A 20,135-nucleotide genomic window follows, 5' to 3' on the forward strand; every position below is an offset into this window, starting at 1 on the left:
AGTGACGCAGTTCGGTGGATATACCAGACGAACAGCCCACTGGCGGGGCAGTGGGGTCATTGCGGGACGAATCGGCCGATCGTGCGGGATGGGATAGTGTGCGTTTCTGGTGGCGAGACGACGGTCCATGCCGTTATCGAATTGCCGGAGAGCGCGTCTGGAGCTGCTCGTTCGGACGGTCGCTACGGGAGATACAGACGACAGCTGACACAGTTGTCTGCTGGACCCGGAGCGATGACGCGACCGGTGTGCACGCGCTTTCTTTCGGCGGCGACCCGATATGGAGCGGCATCAGTCGGGGAACAACGATCCCCCTAACGGTCACAGATTCCAGGACGTATCTCGGGACACAGACCAGGTACACCGTGCAACTCGGAGGCTGAAAGCGCGAGTGCGCACCACACCTGTTCAGCGGGGTGCTGCACCGAACGGCTGATGCAGCAGTTGCTTGCGAACTTGTTTGCGACAGTAATGTGCTCGGTCAGGGATTTGAACCCTGGTCCTCGGCTCGAAAGGCCAAGATGATTGGCCGGACTACACCAACCGAGCGTACTCAATCGTTCCGGGTGGACCAATTTAACCCCATCGAAATAGACGCTACCTGAGGATGCGTACCACAGGCGTGTGGCTAGCGTAAGCAGACCATCCCCGAGACGTCTCCAGCAAAAAGATGGGACGTATTTGCTCGGCGGGCGACTGTCCGCTATTACTTCCCTTCGAAGTCCGGCTCTCCGTCGCCCATGAACGCGTTGATGCCCTCCATCACGTCGTCGGTCCCGATGAGGTGGCCGAAGGCCTGTGATTCGACTTCGAGGCCAGCGTCGATGTCGTCGCGGCCGGCGAGCATGGCGCGCTTGGTGAGTTTCTGTGCGACCGGCGGGCCGGCGGCCATGTCTTTGGCCATCTCCAGCGCCCGCTCGTGCAGAGCGTCGTTGTCGACAACCTCGTTGATGAAGCCGTACTCGGCCATCTCGTCGGCGTCGTAACGGTCACCGGTGAAGATAATCTCCTTGGCGCGGCCTTCGCCGACGATGCGAGCGAGGCGTTGCGTGCCACCCCAGCCCGGCAGTAGGCCGAGGTTGTGTTCGGGCTGGCCCAGTTCGGAGCGTTCCGAGGCCACGCGGAGGTCGGCACAGGTCGCCAGTTCCATCCCGCCGCCCAGCGCGTAGCCGTCGATTCCGGCGACGACTGGCATCGAGCATTCCTCAAGCTTGCCGAAGGTTTGCTGGCCCTTGCGGGAGAGTTCAATGGCGTCCAGCGGCGTCGCGTTCGAGGCCATCGCCTGCACGTCGGCCCCGGCGGAGAACGCCTTGTCGCCGGCTCCGGTCAGCAGGATGGCACGCACCTCGTCGTCATTTTCGAGCAGGTCGACGGCGTCGGCAAGGTCGTCCATCAGGTCCGGGCTGACGGTGTTCATCCGGTGCGGGCGGTCGAGTTCGATGTGACCGACCATGTCACCGGGATATTCGACGGTGACGTTGTCGAACTCCGCCGGCGCATCGTCGTCGCTGCCGTAGAAGCCGCCCGACTCGGCGGCCTCTCGGAGGCCGTCAGCGACGGCATAGCGGTCCGCGCCGGTCTCCTCGTGGGTTTCCTCGAGTGTGTCGATAAGCGTCTCCAGACCGGTCTTGTCGGCGATTTTTGCGGGACCGTCCGGGAAGCCGCCGCCGAGCTGGACGGCCTGGTCAATGTCTGCAACGGGAGCGACGTCGTTCTCGACGAGTTTCCCGACCTCGTTTGCCATCACGGCGACGAGGCGGTGCTCGACATCTTCGCGGCCGGCATCCGTCGGAATGTCGACGCCGCCGTTCTCATAGTCGTAGAAGCCCTTCCCGGTCTTCTTCCCGAGTTCCTCGTTCTCGACCTTCTCTTCGAGCAGCGGACACGGGGCGTACGGCTCGCCGAGGACCTCGTGCATGTACTCAAGCACGTGCAGCCCCACGTCGTTGCCGACCTGGTCCGAGAGTTCGAACGACCCCATCGGCAGGCCCATGTCGAACTTCGTCGTCGAGTCGACCTCGGCGATGGTCGCCGCGTCGTCGTGGACGAGCCACGCGGCCTCGTTCATCAGCGGGACGAGGATGCGGTTGACGATGAATCCCGGCGAGTCCTTGCGGACGCGGACCGGTGTTTTGCCGAAGTCTTCGGCAAGCGCCTCGATGGCTTCCAGCGTGTCGTCGCCCGAGTGTGCGCCGGAGATGACCTCGACCAGTTGCATCCGCACCGGCGGATTGAAGAAGTGCATCCCACAGAACTGCTCGGGCCGCTCGGTCACTTCCGACAACTCCGTGATGGAGAGGCTGGATGTATTGGTGGCGAAGATGGCGTTTTCGGGCGCGTGTTCTTCGACCTCTGTGTACACGTCCTTCTTGATCTCCATTTTCTCCGGCACGGCTTCGATGACCACGTCGACGTCGCTGACTGCTTCCTCGACATCGACCAGCGGCGTGACGCGGTCAAGCGCCGCATCGGCTTCCTCCTGGGTGAGCTGGTCTCTCTCGGCCAGCTTGTTCAGCGACCACTCGATGTTGTCGTAGCCGTCCTCGACGAACTCGTCTTTGATGTCTCGCATCCGCACGTCGTAGCCTGCGAGCGCGGCCACTTCGGTGATTCCATGGCCCATATTCCCGGCACCGAGCACGGCGATAGTGTCAATATCCTCGAAATCCATGACATATCGTTCCACTGCCGGCCGAGGCTTCAACGTTTCTCTCATTAGAAAACCACTCTCCAGTTTATTTCGGATTACAAACCATTAATGCATATCACGTCAACACACCACATATGGACTTCGGACTGACAGAAGAGCAGCGACAGATACAGGACGAGATAGCCCGGTTCGCGGAAAACGAAATCAAACCCGTCGCGACCGAGTACGACACTGAAGAGAAGTTCCCACGAGAAATCGTCGAAAAGGCCGCTGAGATGGGGCTAACCGGGGCGAACATCCCGATGGAGTATGGTGGCGCAGGCTACGATACGCTGACGAACGCCATCATCGCCGAGGAGCTGTTCGCGGCCGATCCCGGTATCGGTCTGAGCATCCAGTCGGCCGCGTTCGGTGCTGACGCCCTCATCGGGTTTGGCTCAGAGGCCCAGAAGGAGGAGTACTTGGAGCCCGTTGCCACGGGCGACGCCATCATGGGCGCGGCCATCTCCGAACCCGACACCGGCTCGGACGTGTCGTCGGTGTCGACGCAGGCACGAAAGGACGGCGACGAGTGGGTCATCAACGGCAACAAGATGTGGATCACTAACGGCTCGGTCGGCGACTACTTCGTCGTGCTCTGTGAGACTGACCCGGACGCGGAGGGGCGGTACAACGGCTTCTCGCAGATTCTCATTGAGTCCGACCGCGACGGGTTCGAAGCCGAGAAGATTACGGGGAAACTGGGTATCCGTGCGTCGGATACCGCAGAACTCATTCTCAACGATGTGCGCGTCCCCGAAGACAACCTTGTGGGAACGCGCGGGGCCGGCTTCCTCCAGATAATGCAGTTCTTCGACGAGACCCGGACCGGCGTGGCCGCACAGGGCGTCGGTATCGCTCGCGGGGCCGCCGAGCGCGCGCTGGAGTACGCCCAAGACCGCGAGCAGTTCGGCCAGTCCATCTCAGAGTTCCAGGCCACCCAGCACAAACTCGCCGAGATGTTCACCGAAATCGAGGCGGCACGCCAGCTAACTCACAAGTCCGCCTGGAGCGTCGACAACGACGCCGACAAGCTCACCCAGCTGGCCTCAATGGCCAAAGAAAAGGCCTCCCGCGTCGCCGTCGAAACAGCCGACGAGGCCGTCCAGATCCACGGCGGCGCTGGCTACGTCAACGACTTCGACGTCGAGCGGTTCTACCGCGACGCCAAGATCACCCAGATCTACGAGGGGACGACCGAGATCCAGAAGAATATCATCGCCCGAGAACTGCTCGGGAAGGGCATGACGTAAACTACCCCACCCTACTTCGCTCGGTCTGACGACCTCGCTTCGTTGAGGGTGGGGCTTTCGCGTGGACTCCCGCTCTGGCCGGAATCTCCGGCAGGAGTCTCATACTCTCCGTTCGCGTTCAATGTCCCGCGATTCAAGCGCACGCCTACGGGTGCGCCTCCACCGTCCCCAGTTTGGTTACGACGGAGATACCGCAAACCGATGTTTTTTGCCGCATTGTAGTCGGCGTGGTTCTCGTAGCCGCATTTCAGGCACACGAACGCCTCGCTGTCGCGGTTGTCCGGGTGGGTGAACCCGCAGTGTGAGCAACGACGTGACGTGTTTTCCGGGTCTACCACTGCCACATCAATGCCGTGCAACTCGGATTTGTATTTCACGTACTCGTACAACCGCTCGAACGCCCACTTGTGGCCCCACGACGCTTCGGGGAGTCGGTCACGGGTGCCGCTCAACTCCTCGAAGGCGATGATCGTACACCCGTTCTCGGCGGCTTCTTCGATGATACCGTTGGCAATCCGGTGGAGCATCAGTTTGAACCGGCCCGTTTCCTTCCCTCCGACCGACTGGATATTCTCGTGAGCGGCCCGCGTGCCACACTGCTGGAGCGAGCCACGCCGCTCCTCGTACTCGCGCCTCGTGGTCGAACTCGTGGCCGCTCCAGAACGTCCCTGTCGAAGTAACAGCGAGTTGGTTCACGCCGAGGTCAACGCCGAGGACTGTCCTGTGCCCGGTCGTCGCCTGTTTCGGCGTGTCAGACTCCACCTCCGCGTTTGTACGGAGATGAAGGAACCACTGGCCGTCTCTGTGGTGCAGTTCTGCGCCCGTCACTTGGTAGTCATCGCTGTCGAGATACCGACTGTGTGGTGTGTCGCGGTCGGCGGCGGGAAGGAGGTACTCGACTTCGATACGGCCCTCAACGGTCGCCAGCGACACGTACTCGTCGTGGAATGTCGCGCACCGTTTGTCGTACACCACGGTCGGACTCGTGAAGTGCGGTTTTCCCGCGTACTCGCCCTGCTTCCAGCGGGCGACGGCGCTCTGTACGGCGTCGGCGGCCTTGTTGCGAGCGTTCTGGACGAGATTCGCGTGCAATCGTGTTTGCTCACGCACGTCGTCGTAGGTTTCTGCCTGCAACTGGGCCTTGCTCGTCGTTTTGTATTCGCCCTGCCATGCGTGGTCTACGACGTAGTTGGCAGCCCACAGAAATTCATCGACGGTTTCGCGGAGAAGTGCGGCGTCGTTGCTGTCCACGTCGAGTTTGACTGAAACAGTGCGCCGCACTTCCATGGCTCAGACGTGTGCTCGGTGTTTTATCAGCGTTAGGGAGAACAGACGGCAACAGTCCGTGGTCTGTGTCCGGGTTGTCGGCTTCCTCTCCGGCCTACTCGTTCGCTTCGCTCACTCCTTGAGGCCGGAGGCTCCGCCTCGAAACTGCATGATTTTTGCCTCGGTCACCGCTTAGTGGCCTGTGGACCTCCCGCTGCTTTCTTTAATTGCTGGTCGAACCACTGCTTTTTAAGCTATCGAGCGTCGTAGTTGTGGTAATCATGGGCGACCGAACTTCACGCCACGTTGCTCGCCCGCTTCGAACCACAGGCAGTCACCGCTTCTCCCGTCGCTGTTGTCGATTCTAATGTCCAGTGCTTCGGCCCGGCCAGCCGTCCCGTCTACAGACGACACCACCCACACTACACACCATGTTTGACCGACTGAAAGCAGATATTCGTACAGCACTCACAAAGGACCCGGCGGCGACCAGCGCGATGGAGGTTGCGCTCACGTACCCCGGCCTGCACGCGATCTGGGCCTATCGTGTCGCCCACTGGCTCTGGGCGAACGACCGAGCGTTGCTCGCCAGACTCATCTCCCACGTCGCGCGGTTCCTGACCGGCGTCGAGATCCACCCCGCCGCGGAGATCGGCGAGCGCGTGTTCATCGACCACGGGATGGGCATCGTCATCGGGGAGACGGCCGAAATCGGCGACGACGTGCTCCTGTACCACGGTGTCACCCTCGGCGGCACGTCCATGCGCCGCGAAAAGCGCCACCCGACGGTCAAGGACGGCGCGACCATCGGCGCTGATGCCTCGATAATGGGACCGATCACCGTTGGAGAGAACGCGTCCGTCGGCGCTGGCGCAGTCGTCGTCGATGACGTGACCCCGGACACGACAGTCGTGGGCAACCCGGCGGAGCCTGTCGGCGCTGCCGGTGTCGCCTCACCAAATCCGGACCCTATCATCGCTGACGGCTAACGGCGACAGATACGTTCTTTTCCGTCGAGTCAGTATCACAGAGCCATGAGTGACTCGCCACATGAGGTGTTACGCGCAGACCCCGATATCGGGCCGCTGGTCGAGACACACGGCGAACTCACGCTCGACCCGGCGTCGGACCTTTTCGAGCGGCTCGTCGTCTCGATTCTCCGCCAGCAGGTGTCGATGGCGTCGGCCGCCGCGACACGGGAGCGACTGTTCGACGCCGTCACCGTGACACCGGCGGGCATCAAAGACGCTGACAACGACCTCCTCCGGGACGCCGGGCTCTCGCGGCAGAAAACCCGCTACGTCAACGAGGTCGCCGATGCGTTTCTGGAACACGGCTACTCGCTGGAAGCGTTCGAGGACGCCGCCGACGAGGAGATCCACGAGGAACTGACCGCCATTACGGGGGTCGGCGACTGGACCGCAAATATGCAACTCCTGTTCGCGTTCGGCCGAAAAGACGTGTTCCCGGTCGGCGACCTCGGCATCCGCAAGGGGTTCGAGGCCGTCGTCGGTGACGGGTACAGCCGCGCGGAGATGCGCGAGTACGCCGAGCGGTGGTCGCCGTATCGGAGCTACGCGAGCCTGTATCTGTGGCGGGCCAGCGAGGATATCGCCGAAAGCGTCGCAGAAGTGCGCGAGGACTGAGACGGCTCGAAAGCTGGTACGAACGCGTCGCTACTCTTCGCTCTGCTCTTCTTCCTCTGTTTCCACGTCTGACTCGTCGTCCGCACGGCGGGTCACGTCGACCTGATAGTGCTTGAGGATGTCCCGACCCAGCAACAGCGGGTAGTCCATGTGCCCGCGGTCTTCGACGCTGGCGGTGACGGTGTGCTGGGTCCCGCCGACGCCGACGACGAGGTCGACGACCGGGCGCGAACGACCGGACTTGAGGCTCCCTGATTTGATCTTCACGATGTCGAGAATCGGCCCCGTTCCGATTTCCGCGGCGAGCTTGGCGTCGATACTGGTCCGGGTTGCACCCGTGTCGGACTTCGCGAGGACGGACTTGGTCCCCTGCGTCCCGGTGACGACAACCTCCTCGATGTAGCCGACGACGACGTTCTCTTGTGCTTTCGGCTGTGGCTTCTTCGGCGTACACGCAGGCTTGGAGTCGTCAAGCCGGTCGGAGAGTCGCTCGACGGTTTCATGATCGACACTCCCGCCGGCCCGCTCGATGGCGAGCTGAGCGATGTACGGGGCAGGGCTGACGCCGCTGGCCTTGAACAGGCCACGGAACCCGGCAGTGGGGTTCACTTCGAGCACGTAGTAGCCGTCATCGCTCTGGACGATGTCGACGCCGGCGTAATCCAGCCCGATGGCGTCGACCGAATCGAGCGCAATTTCCCTGACTCGCTCGGGGAGTTCACCCGTCATGTCCTCGACCTCGCCGCCGAGCGCGACGTTCGTCCGCCACTCGCCCTCGGGCGCGTAACGGTTCATCGCGCCGACGATCTGGTCACCGACGACGTACACGCGAAGGTCGTGGTGGCGCTGCTCGTCGTGTTCCATGTACTCCTGTAAGAACGCGTAGCGGCCACCGACCTGTGCGTTGACCTGGTTTTCCAGATCGACCATCCACGTCCCGCCGCCGTGGGTGCCGATGGCCGTCTTGTACACCGCACGATCACCGAAGCGGTCCCGTTCCTCGTTCAGCAGGTCACTCGATAGCGCGAGCAGGGCGTCCGGGACCGGAACGCCGGCATCGGCCAGCGCGGCAGCGCTTGCGAACTTGTGGAGGGCCGTCGTCGCCGCCATCGGCTCGTTCAACGTCGGTGCGAGCCGGCTGATAGTCATCCCGAGGCCGATCCCTTCCGCGGGGTGTTCGTCGCTGGAGAGCAGCAGCCGATTTGCGACCACATCAACGGCGGGCTCGAGCGTCATTTCGCCGTCGGTAACGCTGATCGCGGTGTTTTCGGCGCGAAGCCACTCCGTGTCGTAGCCCATCTCATCGACTGCGTTCAGGATGGCCTTCGACTCCTTGCTGGAGTGGAGGCTGAGAACGCCAACGGTAATATCCCGGTCGCTCATGCTGTCGCCTTCTGCCGGCCGCAGTATAGGTGTACGGATATGTAATGCGGGACGACTCTACCGGGGGACCGCCTTGCCGGAGGGGTTTTAGCCGCCGCCTCTCGTTGTGATGGCATGGACGAGGCCGAGCCGTTCACCTACGACGGGGGAATCGTTGCGCCGGGCGAAACCCGCAACATTCGCTACACGGTCAGCGAGACGTATCTGGGGGATGCCGTCCGGATGCCGGTTACCATCGTCAACGGGAAGCGGCCCGGTCCGACCGTGTTTCTCACTGCAGCGGCACACGGCGACGAACTCAACGGCATCGAGGTCGTTCGAGAGGTCGCCCACGAATGGAACCACGACGGGCTGGCGGGGACGCTGATCTGTCTGCCAGTGCTGAACGTCCCTGCATTTCTGGCACAGGAGCGGTACCTGCCGATCTACGACCGCGACCTGAACCGCTCGTTCCCCGGCGACCCCGAGTCGACGAGCGCGAAACGGATGGCCCACGAGATTTTCCGGAACTTTCTGGCTCCCTGTGACGTGGGCCTCGACTTCCACACGTCAACGCGTGGGCGGACGAATATGCTCCACGTCCGGGCGGACATGGACGACCCGAAGGTTGCGCGGGTCGCAAACGCCTTCTCGTCGAACGTCATCATCTCCTCGGAAGGCCCGTCAGGGTCGCTCCGGCGGGAGCTGAGCGATTCGGGCGTCCCGACGATCACGATAGAGATGGGCGAAGCCCATCGGTTCCAGCGACCGCTCATCGACTCAGCGCTGGAGAGTGTGCGGTCGGTGCTTGCGGAGTTTGGTCTCCGGGACTCCGACACCGTCCGGTGGCCGGGCTGGCGGACAGTCATCGACGACAGCGGTGAGAAAACCTGGATCCGTGCGGACTCGGGCGGACTGGTGGATATGCACTACGACCGCGGTGACCTGGTGTACGAAGACGACGTGATCTGTACGATCGCGAACCCGTTCAAGACGGAGAATACACTGATGCGTGCGCCGTTTACCGGCCTGCTGGTCGGCATCCTTGAGAACCCACTGGTGTATCCCGGCAACCCTCTCTGTCATCTGGTCCGACTTGATGACCGGACACAGCGAGCTATCGAGTGGAACCGCCGGGCTGACGACGACGATTGGTAACTGCAGAGTAGTCAATTGACGAACGTCTTCGGACGAGATTCCGGCGATACGCGTCCATTGTAGAAACTACTATCTGTCCCCGGACTAACCCCCCAGTGTATGAGTCAGTCTTACAATCGCGGCACCGTCGAGGATTTCGGACGGTGGCGGGAGTTCACGGCCGGGATGTGGGCCTGGATCTTCCACAAGTTCACCGGCTGGGTTCTCGTGGGCTACCTGTTCACCCACATCGCGGTGCTGAGCACTTCGGTCGGCGTCGATCCGGCGAGCGCGCAGGCAGGCAGCGACCTCTACACCAGCACGCTCAGCGGCCTCGAATCGCTGCTGATCGTCCGGTTCCTTGAAGTCGGCCTGCTGGCCGTCGCCGTCTTCCACATCCTCAACGGGATTCGGCTGCTGATGGTTGATCTCGGCGTGGGACTGGAATCGCAGGACAAGAGCTTCTACGCGTCGCTCCTGCTGACCGGCGCAATCGTCATCGCAAGCGTGCCGACGTTCCTCGGGGGGAAACTAGCCTGATGGCACAGCATTACTCCTCCTTTGACCGCGGCGGGCGTCGCTGGCTGTTCCAGCGCCTGACAGCGGTGTTCCTCATCGGCGTGCTCGCGTTCCACTTCATGCTGTTGCACTTCGTGAACCACGCTTCGGATATCACGTTCCTTGGCACGCAGGCTCGGATGAGCCAGGTCAGCTACTTTGCGACGATGTGGCTGTTCCTCGTGACCGCGACGTTCCACGGCGTCAACGGCGTGTACAACGCGCTGGTCAATCAGGGACTCACCGGTTCCCAGAAAAACGCAGTCAAATACATGCTCGGCATCGCTGGCCTTCTGCTCGTCGTGCAGGGGACCCGCGTGTCGCTGGCCATGACAACCCTCGTCTGAACTATGAGTACGCAAATCGAACAACAGGAAACCGAGACAGAGGCCGACGAGGAAACAGAGCCCGAGGTCGAATCCCCGGGCGACCGTCGGCGCGCACAGCGAGACGAACGACAGGCACAGGAGCAGGCCCAGCGGGAAGTCGAAGAGGAGACGCTCGACGACGACGACACGATCACGCTGAAAGTGTTCCGCTACGACCCCGAAGTCGAGGGGAAGCAGGAACCACGCTTTGACGACTTCCGCGTTCCGTTCCACAAGGGCATGACCATCCTCGATGCCCTCATCTACGCACGGGACCACTACGACTCCTCGCTGACTTTCCGACACTCCTGCCGACAGGCCGTCTGTGGGTCAGACGCCCTGTTCGTCAACGGACGACAGCGCCTCGGCTGTAAAACGCAGATCTCCGAGCTTGAGGACCCGGTCCGCATCGAGCCGCTGCCCCATCAGGAGGTCGTGAAGGACCTCGTCGTCGATATGGAGCACTTCTACGACCAGATGGAGGCCGTCGAACCGTACTTCGATGCCGACGAGACCCCGGACGACAAGCTCGAAGAGCAGCGCCAGACCCGGGAGAACCGCGAGAAGGTCAAGATGTCCACGCGGTGTATCTGGTGTGGCGCGTGTATGTCCTCGTGTAACATCGCCGCCGGCGACAACGAGTACCTCGGCCCCGCCGCTATCAACAAGGCGTACCGCTTCGCGATGGACGAGCGCGAGGGCGAGAACCGCAAGCAGGAACGCCTCCGTATCATCGAGCAGGAACACGGCGTCTGGCGCTGCCAGACCCAGTTCTCCTGTACCGAAGTGTGTCCAAAGGATATCCCGCTGACCGAGCACATCCAGGAACTCAAGCGGGAAGCGGTCAAGAACAACCTGAAGTTCTGGTAACGCGGTTCGACTGGCTAGTTTTCCGTTCGCGTACTGAGTAAGCAGCGGTAGCGACTGTGATTCGAGCCGAATCGCCACAGGTCTCATATAGATTTGCGCGCTGAACTGGGTGAGCTAGGTTTCGGAAGGGACAGGCATGAGCGCAGAATTCAGTTCAGCTACCGCAACAGATGAACTCGAATCGCGCACCGCCGCTCTCGCTGTCAGTCGCGATGACCTCCCAGTTGTGTGCGTCGACGATCTGTTCGACGATACAGAGCCCGAACCCGGTTCCGTCATCGGCCGTTGAATAGCCGGGTTTGAACAGGTCTGCAGTCCCGTCGGGGAAGCCCGCCCCGTCGTCCGTGACGTAGAATCCCCACGATTCTGTCCCGACAGTGACGGTTACGTCGTCGCCACCGTGTTCGACAGCGTTCCGAAAGAGGTTCTCCAGTAATTCCAGCATCGCACCTTCGTCGGCTTTGATGCTGTCGTCGGCCTCGGTTTCAAGCGTCGCATCCTGCGTGTCGACCATCGACCAGGCCCGCTGTGAAAGGGCGTTGAGGTCGATTGTCTCGATTTCTGCGGGATTAACGCCCTGTTTGGCGAGCACGAGCAAGTCATCGATGAGCGTGTACATCCGGTCGATGCTCCGCTCGGCACGCTCGAAATGTGCTTCTTCGCCTGTCTCACGTGCGAGTTCGAGCGAGCCGTCAAGGACGTCCAGCGGGTTCCGTAGGTCGTGACTAATCGCGTCCGAGAATCGCTCAAGGCGCTGGTTCTGTCGTTCGAGTTCCTGTTCGCGCTGTTTCCGTGCGGAGATATCGCGGGTCGTCACGACGACGTGGTCTTCCAGCGGGCCGTTCGCGACTTGCTGGCCGCGGGACTCCGCCCAGATCCAGTCGCCATCTGCGTGGCGGTACCGGTGCTCGATGACGGCGACGTACCCCGGTTCGTCTATCATCCGGCCGAACTCGGTGAGGGCGTTCGAGAGATCGTCCGGATGCACGTACTCAAAGAGGTCTGAGTCCTGCATCTCGTCTTGCTCGTAGCCGAGGACGCGTTCCACGGACGGACTGATGTACTCGACATTGCCTTGCTCGTCGAACACAGTGAGCACGTCAGAGGTGTGGGTGACGAACTGGTGAAACCGGGCCTCGAAGCGCGGTCGGTCGCTGACGTCGCGGGAGGTGAACACCAGGCAATCGCGGTCTGTCTCGGTGTCTGATGAGACGATGGTTTCGAGCCAGACCCAGTCGCCATCGGCGTTCCGGAACCGGTACTCAGTCCCGTCATCCTCACGCTCGCCGGTAAGTGTGGCGAGGACACGATCTGTATCCGCTGGGTGGACGAGATCCAGCCAGTTCGTGCCGACAAGCGACTCCATATCGTACCCCAGTACGCGTTCGATTGCTGGACTTACAAACCGTATTGTCAATTCCTCGTCAGTAACTGCCAGCACCGTGGGTGCCTCAGCTAACACCGCTTCGAAATCGTCAGTTGACGTGAGGTACTGGTCTGGCATCAGGTTTGAAGCGGGTCAACGCCCGTGGTAGGACTGTCTGTGGGGTCCGATATCAGTAGTTGGTTCCTAAGTATTCACAGCACGTGATATAATTCCATCGGAGGGAACAAAACTCAGTTCGTCTAATAGTTCGTCCCGATAGCAGAAGCGGAATGCGGCCCATCGGTGACGAAGCTCTCGGTAACGCAACAGGGAGGCTTAAGTTTGGCTAATCCTAAGCCGAAACCACGCCAAGAGACACTCTCACAATGTACGAACACGATGTCATCGTGGTCGGCGCGGGTGGCGCTGGCCTCAGGGCGGCTATTGCAGCGAACGAAGAGGGTGCAGATGTTGCCCTCGTGACCAAGCTCCATCCGGTTCGGAGCCACACAGGTGCCGCGGAGGGTGGAATCAACGCCGCCCTTCAGGAAGGGGACTCCTGGGACCTCCACGCGTACGACACGATGAAGGGGTCCGACTACCTCGGCGACGCCCCTGCCATCGACACCTTCGCCAAGGACGCTCCGGAAGAGGTCATCCAGCTCGAACACTGGGGGATGCCCTTCTCGCGTGAGGACGACGGCCGCGTCTCTCAGCGACCGTTCGGTGGCCTCTCCTATCCGCGGACGACGTACGCGGGTGCCGAAACCGGTCACCACCTGTTGCACACGATGTACGAACAGGCGGTCAAGCGCGGCATCGAGGTGTACGACGAGTGGTACGTGACCCAGCTCGCGGTCACCGACCACGACGACCCCGAGGACCGTGTCTGTCACGGCTGTGTCGCCTACGACATCAAGTCCGGCGAAGTTCAGGGCTTCCGCGCCAACAACGGCGTGATTCTCGCAACCGGTGGGCTGGGACAGGCCTTCGACCACACCACGAACGCCGTCGCCAACACCGGCGACGGCTGTGCGATGGCCTACCGCGCCGGCGTCCCGATGGAGGACATGGAGATGATCCAGTTCCACCCGACGACGCTGCCGTCCACGGGCGTCCTCATTTCTGAGGGGGTTCGCGGTGAGGGTGGTATCCTCTACAACGACAACGAGGAGCGGTTCATGTTCGAGCACGGCTACGCCAACAACGAGGGGGAACTGGCCTCCCGCGACGTGGTCGCCCGTGCTGAACTGACGGAGGTCAACGAGGGCCGCGGCGTCGAGGACGAGTACGTCGACCTCGACATGCGCCACCTCGGCGAGGAGCGCATTCTCGACCGCCTTGAGAACATCCTCCACCTCGCGGAGGACTTCGAGGGCGTCGACGGCCTCGACGAGCCGATGCCGGTCAAGCCCGGCCAACACTACGCCATGGGCGGCGTCGAAACCGACGAGAACGGCGAGACGTGCATCGACGGCCTCTACGCGGCCGGCGAAACTGCGTGTGTTTCGCTGCACGGCGCGAACCGGCTCGGGGGCAACGCCCTGCCGGAACTGCTCGTGTTCGGTGCCCGGGCCGGCCACCACGCCGCCGGCAAGGACATGAAGACCGCCGAAATCCAGACTGGCCCGTCCGCCAAGAGCGAACCCGGCGACGTGGAGCCGCCGGTCGACCCCGGCGCAATCGACGCCAGCAGCGGCGACGTCGCCGCCGACGGAGCCGCCATCGAACCGAAAGCGGTGCTCGAAAGCACTGTTGAGCAGGAACGCCAGCGCATCGAGGACCTCATCGAATCCGACGGCATCAACCACGCCGAAGTCCGCGCAGACGTACAGGAGACGATGACTGACAACGTCAACGTGTTCCGGACTGAAGAAGGCCTTGAGAAGGCCCTTCGGGACCTCCGGTCGGCGCGCAAGGAGTACGAGAACGTCGCTGTCGAAGACCCATCCCGGACCTACAACACGGACCTTATCCACACCATCGAGACTCGCAACATCCTCGATGTGGCCGAGGCCATCACGCTCGGCGCGCTTGCCCGCGAAGAGTTCCGCGGCGCACATTGGCGTGCTGAGCACCAGGAACGCAAGGACGAGGAGTGGATCAAGCACACGATGCTTGCCTGGAACGAAGGACAGCCAGAGCTGTACTACAAGCCCGTCATCCTCGAAGGCGACGAAGAGACCTACGAACCGAAGGTCCGGTCGTACTGACGACCTGACCGTCGGCTGCAATATCTGTTTCTGCGAATTTCAGGGCGCGCCGACGAGGACGAACGTGCTCTCGGTGTCGCCGTTGTGGATTGTCCGTTCCGCCTCCGGCGGGAGCTTGATTGCGTCGCCCGCTTCCAGAGACACGCTTTCGCCGTCAACCTCGACGGTGGCTGTCCCCTCGACGAGGATGTACACCTCCTCATGGCCTTCGTCGGCGTGATCGTGTGGCTTGCCAGTCCAGCCGGCCTCACAGTCCAGTACAGTGACGCCGACCTGCTCACAGTCCAGCGGGTCTCGGAGGAAGTGCATCGCATCTGCGACCGGTTCCACGTCGGTGTAGTTGACTTTCGTGTAGCTCACATCCACTGCTGTCGCTGGCCAGCACAAAGTAAGTTGTTGTGAATCCGAAAAGAAAGAGCGCAGGGGCGATACCACTCACACCCTGTGCGTTGCCGCTGGAAGGCACAGACCAGCGTCCGGTTAAATCGCAGCAGAGTATCAGGAGTTTTGGGTGCGGAAACACCCGGAATCATCACTTACTTGGTTGTCAGGAACGTATTATAGGTAGCTTGGAAGGGTGGCTCAGTGGTAGAGCGCTACCAACCAACATGCCAGAATCGGTTGGTGGTTACCCCGCAAAGGGCTCCGCGTGGTTCGACTCCCGCCCCTTCCATTTTTGCGTCTCGCTGATAGCGACTGCAGTCTGTTTTCTCAGCAGCACCTCAGTCGGCCGTATCTGATGGGTCGCTAATCAAGAACTACGGTACCGCTGAAAGTTGGAATTGACTGTCGGCGGTGAGGTAGTGCAAGGCGTCGATGTGGGATCCGACGCCTCACAGGAAGTGGAAAGGTAAGGAATGTGGGGGTGGGGGTGGGGGTGGTGCGGCACCAGTATGGTGCCTGTTAGAAACAATGCGGGGAGCTGTATAAAAAGTCACCGCTGTGGTTATCATATCTGATTTTTCGATAGCTCGCCAGTACCGGATTCCACGCCATTGGTGCAGAGAATATTCGGAGAAATAGCGGCGCCGTAGCCCGGTTTCAGTCAGCTACTTATGGGTGAACAATACAACGCTCCCGTCGTTGATCGTTGTACAGAGATCCATCTCGAAGTCGAGATTGAGGGACGTGAACTCCTGCTTGCAGACGACCATATCGTCGAACGGTTCTTCACAGGACGGACAGGCCACGGCCGTCGTGTTCTGGTAAGAAGCGATCGCCTCGTTATCCTCGCGCGGCGTTAGCGACGAGCGGAGTTCGTCAAAATCGTCCATGTTCGGGCTACCGCGGGCGTACGGCATAAATCATACGCCGCCCCAGCACCAAGGTATTAAAGTTGACTTGTGGTAATACAACCACAATGAGTTCACCCGGTGGCGGCACGCGCTTTGCACTCGTCGCAGGAACCACGGAAACCGCAGGTCGGGCGGGGATCAGCGCCGCCGGAGCCGATCCCGAACTAATGTCGGTAACGCCCGCCGCAGACGCTGAATTAGTGACATACGGCACACCAGTTCGGACGGACGTGACACCAGTCAGTCCGAGCGGCTGTCCGACGCCAGCGCTGGTGACACGGGCCGCCCGAGAAGTCCTTGGATTTGATGTCACAGTTGTCGATGGCGGACTGGCCGAGAAAACGGGGGCGCCAACAGTCTCAGTCGGCGCACGCCCGGGAAAAGACATCGCAGAGCAGGACCCGGTGTCGACGGCCCACGGGGCGTTCGCGGCCGCCAGACAGTTCGGCCAGTCGCTCCCGGCCGACGAGCTGTATCTGGGCGAAACCATTCCCGGCGGGACGACGACGGCACTCGGCGTCCTCCGTGCGCTGGGCGAAGACGGGATGGTCTCCTCGTCGCTCCCCGAAAACCCCACAGCGCAGAAATCGGAGGTGGTCGCCGAGGGACTGCAAGCCAGTTCGCTGGAGCCGGGCGACGCCGCAAACGAACCGAAACGGGCGGTCCGCCGGATGGGTGACCCCGTTCTGGCAACGCTCGCCGGGCTGACCGCAGGGGCCGTCGAGAGCGATACCGCAGTGACGCTGGCCGGCGGCAGCCAGTGCGTCGCCGTCGCTGCGCTGGTCCGCCACGGCGGCTACGAGGGACCGCTCGGACTGGCGACGACAAGCTACGTGGCTGACGACGAGAGCGCCGACGTGCGGGCGTCGGTTGACAGACTCGACCTCGACCTGACGGTAACGGACCCCGGCTTCGACCGGAGCGACCACGTCGCGATGGAACGGTTCGTCGCCGGCGAAGCCAAGGAGGGGGTCGGGATGGGCGGCGCGCTGGCGCTGGCCGACCGCGCCGGCATTCCGATGGCAGAGGTTCGGGACCGCTTTGCGGCCATCTACGACGACCTGATCGGCGACGCGCCCACAGCAACGGCCGAGGAGAGGACGTGAACATGGAGGGGTTCGTTCTCGCCGGCACAAGCTCCGGCGTCGGCAAGACCGTTGCCACGCTGGCGACCTTGACAGCGCTCGAAGACGCCGGGTATCAGCCCCAGCCGGCCAAGGCTGGCCCGGACTTCATTGACCCGAGTCATCACGAAGCACTCGTCGACACGCCGTCGCGGACGCTCGACCCCTGGCTTGCGGGCGAGGACGGGATGCGCCGGACCTACTGGCGCGGCACGGGCGATATCTGCGTCGTGGAGGGCGTGATGGGGCTCTACGACGGGACGAAGACGTCGACGGCAGCGGTCGCCGAGGGGCTGGACCTCCCAGTTGTTCTGGTCGTGGACGCGAAGGCTGGCATGGAGAGCGTCGCCGCGACGGCGCTCGGGTTCGCACAGTACGCCGACCGCATCGGTGTCGACATCGAGGTGGCCGGCATCCTCGCACAGCGCGCCCACGGCGGCCGGCACGCCGACGGTATCAGGGACGCGCTTCCCGAGGATCTTACGTACTTCGGTCGAATTCCGCCGATGTCAGACCTTGAGATTCCCGACCGCCATCTGGGGCTACATATGGGCTCAGAGGCCGGGCTCGACCGTGACGCACTCTCGACAGCGGCAGAGACCATCGATATCGAGCGGCTGGTCGAAACGGCACGGGCACCACCGGAAGTGGCGACTACGGAGCGAAATACTGGCGACTCGCCGGCTGACCGCCGGGTCGCCGTTGCACAGGACAGCGCGTTCTGTTTCATCTACCCCTCAGTACTCGAACGACTCCGGTCTGAGGCGTCCGTCGAGCCGTTCTCGCCGGTCGCCGGTGACTCAGTGCCTGATGCCGATGCGATATATCTGCCCGGCGGCTATCCAGAACTCCACGGCGAGTCGCTCGAAACCGGCGGGACACTCGATGAAATAGCCGTTCGTGCCGCCGACGGTGTCCCCGTCTACGGCGAGTGTGGCGGGCTGATGGCGCTGTCGGAGTCGCTGACGACGACCGACGGCGACACCTACGAGATGGCCGGTGTTCTCCCCGCAGACATCGAGATGCAGGACCGGTATCAGGCGCTCGACCACGTGGAGCTAGAGGCACGGGCGGACACCGTTGCGGCCACGTCGGGGGCGCACCGCCGCGGACACGAGTTCCACTACTCTGCAGCGACCCTCGGCAGCGATGCGTCGTTCGCTTTCGACATGGTTCGGGGCGACGGTATCGACGGCGAACACGACGGCCTCACAGAATACAGCACCATCGGGACGTACTGTCATTGCCACGGCGAAAGTGGCGCGTTCGACCGTCTGCTTGCAGTGCCTTCGAAGGATATCTGACGTACGGCCAGCCGTCGGACGCGTGGCTGACTGCCCGCAACCTTTTTTTCGGCAGACAGCCTCGTTCTGATAATGAACGAGTTGCGCGACCTACTCGGAGACCTGGTCGCAGACGTCGACGCCGTGTTCCTGTTTTCCCCGAACGCGTCGTTTTTCGAGGAGTTCGACGACGTCGATGAAGAAATCGTCGTTGTCGGCCCGGAGAACACTCTCGATGCGGAACCGTTTGTCGAGCTACCGATCGATTTCACCGACCTTGAAGGCCGCCTCCGCTTCGGTATCGAGGGCGCACTGGAGCAGGGCATCGTCGACGAGGGCGACGAAGTGCTCTGTGTGACCGAGGTGCTGGACGGGGCCGAGAACACGCTCGTGCGGGTCCAGACCAACGATTTCTCACCCTCCGGCGTGTACGACATGTTCGTCAACTCGCGGGCGGACGCAAGTGTCGTCCGTGATGTCTTCGAGGTCGCCATCGAACTGGGGAAGAAAGGCCAGAAGGGCAAGCCTGTCGGCGCTCTGTTCGTCGTCGGCGACGCCGGCAAGGTGATGAACAAGTCCCGGCCGCTGTCGTACAACCCTTTCGAGAAGTCCCACGTCCACGTCGGCGACCCCATTGTCAACGTGATGCTCAAGGAGTTCTCGCGGCTCGACGGCGCGTTCGTCATCTCCGACGCCGGCAAGATTGTCTCCGCATACCGGTATCTTGAACCCTCCGCGGAGGGGGTCGACATCCCCAAGGGCCTCGGGGCCCGGCACATGGCGGCCGGCGCGGTCACCCGTGACACCATGGCGACGGCTATCGTTCTCTCAGAGAGTGACGGGCTCGTACGGGCGTTCAAAGGCGGGGAGTTAGTCCTCGAGATCGATCCCGAGGAGTACTGAGGATGCAGTTTGGTTTCGACTGGGCAACCATCATCCGGCAGGTGTTCTCGCCACAGGGAACGTTCGTCTTTTCGCTCGTGGTACTGGCGTTTGGCATCGTGCTCGGCTATCTCGTCTGGCGCTCGTCCCGGCGGTTCATGCGCGAACTCGGTGTGCCAGAGGCAGTTGAGGGGACACCGTTCGAGCGGACGGCGCGGGGACTCGGCACATCAACTGTCGGCATCGTCTCGAACCTAGCGGCGCTGTTTATCTACATTACGACGGTCACCGCCGTCCTCAACATCGCGCAACTGACAGACCCGGAACTGTACTGGGCCCGCTTCACGTCGTTCCTACCTGACCTGTTTATCGCCCTGTTCGCCGTCATCATCGGCCTCATCGCGGGCGACAAGGCCAAGCTCATCGTCTCCGAGCGACTGCGCAGCGTCAAGATGCCCGAGGCGACGGTGCTGCCCGAACTCGTCAAGTACAGTATCTTCTATCTGGCAGTACTCATCGCACTCGGGCAACTGGGCGTCGAGACGCTCGCCCTGCTCATTCTCCTCGGGGCGTACGCGTTCGGGCTGGTGTTCGTCTGTGGACTGGCACTGAAGGACATCCTGCAGGCCGGTGCAGCCGGTCTTTACCTCCTGTTGACAGAGCCATACAGCATCGGGGACGAAATTGTCATCGGTGACCAGAGCGGCATCGTGCAAGAAGTCGACATCCTCGTCACGCGTATCGAGAGCGACGGCGAGGAGTACATCATCCCGAACAAGCGCGTGTTCAACACGGGTATCGTCCGTATTCGCGGCTAAGTGAG

17 protein-coding genes, 2 tRNA genes and 1 pseudogene are annotated in these 20,135 nt (G+C 62.2%); 13 read left to right on the plus strand and 7 right to left on the minus strand.

Annotation, left to right across the window (positions count from 1 at the left end):
* Positions 1-474: 474 nt before the first annotated feature.
* Both RR_RS08835 and RR_RS08840 read right to left on the minus strand, forming a co-directional pair.
* Positions 475-549 (minus strand) — tRNA-Glu (locus RR_RS08835).
* 157 nt (positions 550-706) lie between these two features.
* Positions 707-2,671, minus strand: coding sequence for a 3-hydroxyacyl-CoA dehydrogenase/enoyl-CoA hydratase family protein (locus RR_RS08840; protein ID WP_049938856.1), 1,965 nt, complete (start codon positions 2,669-2,671; stop codon positions 707-709).
* Between the two features lie 113 nt (positions 2,672-2,784).
* On the opposite strand from RR_RS08840, the gene RR_RS08845 reads away from it, so the two are divergent.
* Positions 2,785-3,942: an acyl-CoA dehydrogenase family protein gene (locus RR_RS08845; RefSeq protein ID WP_011223436.1), complete on the plus strand. Its 1,158-nt coding sequence runs from the start codon at positions 2,785-2,787 to the stop codon at positions 3,940-3,942.
* Between the two features lie 11 nt (positions 3,943-3,953).
* Here the strand turns inward: RR_RS08845 and RR_RS08850 are convergent.
* Positions 3,954-5,229: pseudogene (locus tag RR_RS08850) on the minus strand (RNA-guided endonuclease InsQ/TnpB family protein).
* 410 nt (positions 5,230-5,639) lie between these two features.
* Here RR_RS08850 and cysE point away from each other — a divergent pair.
* Positions 5,640-6,197, plus strand: a complete 558-nt coding sequence (gene cysE, locus RR_RS08855) for a serine O-acetyltransferase (RefSeq protein ID WP_011223438.1) — start codon at positions 5,640-5,642, stop codon at positions 6,195-6,197.
* A gap of 45 nt (positions 6,198-6,242) precedes the next feature.
* Positions 6,243-6,854 (plus strand): DNA-3-methyladenine glycosylase family protein, encoded by a 612-nt coding sequence (locus RR_RS08860; RefSeq protein WP_011223439.1) that lies wholly within the window; start codon positions 6,243-6,245, stop codon positions 6,852-6,854.
* A gap of 30 nt (positions 6,855-6,884) precedes the next feature.
* Here RR_RS08860 and RR_RS08865 read toward each other — a convergent pair whose 3' ends face one another.
* Positions 6,885-8,237 carry a RimK family alpha-L-glutamate ligase gene (locus tag RR_RS08865; protein WP_011223440.1) on the minus strand — a complete coding sequence of 451 codons (1,353 nt, stop codon included), beginning with the start codon at positions 8,235-8,237 and terminating at the stop codon, positions 6,885-6,887.
* 114 nt (positions 8,238-8,351) lie between these two features.
* On the opposite strand from RR_RS08865, the gene RR_RS08870 reads away from it, so the two are divergent.
* From RR_RS08870 to RR_RS08885, 4 genes are all read left to right on the plus strand, one after another.
* Positions 8,352-9,374: a succinylglutamate desuccinylase/aspartoacylase family protein gene (locus tag RR_RS08870; RefSeq protein ID WP_007190161.1), complete on the plus strand. Its 1,023-nt coding sequence runs from the start codon at positions 8,352-8,354 to the stop codon at positions 9,372-9,374.
* Positions 9,375-9,473: 99 nt separating this feature from the next.
* Complete coding sequence (gene sdhC, locus RR_RS08875; RefSeq protein WP_004592522.1) at positions 9,474-9,893, plus strand: succinate dehydrogenase, cytochrome b556 subunit; 420 nt, start codon at positions 9,474-9,476, stop codon at positions 9,891-9,893.
* A complete protein-coding gene (locus tag RR_RS08880; protein WP_004592521.1) occupies positions 9,893-10,258 on the plus strand; it encodes a succinate dehydrogenase hydrophobic membrane anchor subunit in 366 nt (121 codons plus the stop codon). Before sdhC ends, RR_RS08880 begins: the two co-directional genes overlap by 1 nt.
* Positions 10,259-10,261: 3 nt before the next feature.
* Positions 10,262-11,149, plus strand: coding sequence for a succinate dehydrogenase/fumarate reductase iron-sulfur subunit (locus RR_RS08885; RefSeq protein ID WP_011223441.1), 888 nt, complete (start codon positions 10,262-10,264; stop codon positions 11,147-11,149).
* A 154-nt stretch (positions 11,150-11,303) separates the two neighbouring features.
* On the opposite strand, the gene RR_RS08890 is transcribed toward RR_RS08885, so the two are convergent.
* The gene (locus tag RR_RS08890) at positions 11,304-12,653 is read right to left on the minus strand and encodes a sensor histidine kinase (protein WP_011223442.1); all 1,350 of its coding nucleotides are present in this window, start codon (positions 12,651-12,653) and stop codon (positions 11,304-11,306) included.
* 248 nt (positions 12,654-12,901) lie between these two features.
* Between RR_RS08890 and RR_RS08895 the strand changes: the two genes are divergently transcribed.
* Positions 12,902-14,728 carry an FAD-binding protein gene (locus RR_RS08895; RefSeq protein WP_011223443.1) on the plus strand — a complete coding sequence of 609 codons (1,827 nt, stop codon included), beginning with the start codon at positions 12,902-12,904 and terminating at the stop codon, positions 14,726-14,728.
* 39 nt (positions 14,729-14,767) lie between these two features.
* Here RR_RS08895 and RR_RS08900 read toward each other — a convergent pair whose 3' ends face one another.
* Positions 14,768-15,088: a cupin domain-containing protein gene (locus RR_RS08900; protein ID WP_007190157.1), complete on the minus strand. Its 321-nt coding sequence runs from the start codon at positions 15,086-15,088 to the stop codon at positions 14,768-14,770.
* Positions 15,089-15,299: 211 nt separating this feature from the next.
* Between RR_RS08900 and RR_RS08905 the strand changes: the two genes are divergently transcribed.
* A tRNA-OTHER gene (locus tag RR_RS08905) sits at positions 15,300-15,401 on the plus strand.
* Between the two features lie 376 nt (positions 15,402-15,777).
* Here RR_RS08905 and RR_RS08910 read toward each other — a convergent pair.
* A complete protein-coding gene (locus tag RR_RS08910; RefSeq protein ID WP_049919159.1) occupies positions 15,778-16,002 on the minus strand; it encodes a DUF7385 family protein in 225 nt (74 codons plus the stop codon).
* 86 nt (positions 16,003-16,088) lie between these two features.
* Between RR_RS08910 and RR_RS08915 the strand changes: the two genes are divergently transcribed.
* The 4 genes from RR_RS08915 (at position 16,089) to RR_RS08930 (ending at position 20,130) form a co-directional block, all read left to right on the plus strand.
* Positions 16,089-17,129 carry a nicotinate-nucleotide--dimethylbenzimidazole phosphoribosyltransferase gene (locus RR_RS08915; protein WP_011223445.1) on the plus strand — a complete coding sequence of 347 codons (1,041 nt, stop codon included), beginning with the start codon at positions 16,089-16,091 and terminating at the stop codon, positions 17,127-17,129.
* A 2-nt stretch (positions 17,130-17,131) separates the two neighbouring features.
* Positions 17,132-18,451, plus strand: coding sequence for a cobyrinic acid a,c-diamide synthase (locus RR_RS08920; protein WP_011223446.1), 1,320 nt, complete (start codon positions 17,132-17,134; stop codon positions 18,449-18,451).
* Between the two features lie 72 nt (positions 18,452-18,523).
* Positions 18,524-19,333, plus strand: coding sequence for a diadenylate cyclase DacZ (dacZ, locus tag RR_RS08925; RefSeq protein ID WP_004960990.1), 810 nt, complete (start codon positions 18,524-18,526; stop codon positions 19,331-19,333).
* A gap of 2 nt (positions 19,334-19,335) precedes the next feature.
* On the plus strand, positions 19,336-20,130 hold the full coding sequence (locus RR_RS08930) for a mechanosensitive ion channel domain-containing protein (RefSeq protein WP_004960988.1): 795 nt from the start codon (positions 19,336-19,338) through the stop codon (positions 20,128-20,130).
* The last annotated feature ends 5 nt before the right edge of the window (positions 20,131-20,135 follow it).

Source organism: Haloarcula marismortui ATCC 43049, from assembly GCF_000011085.1.
Taxonomy (GTDB): Archaea; Halobacteriota; Halobacteria; order Halobacteriales; family Haloarculaceae; genus Haloarcula; species Haloarcula marismortui.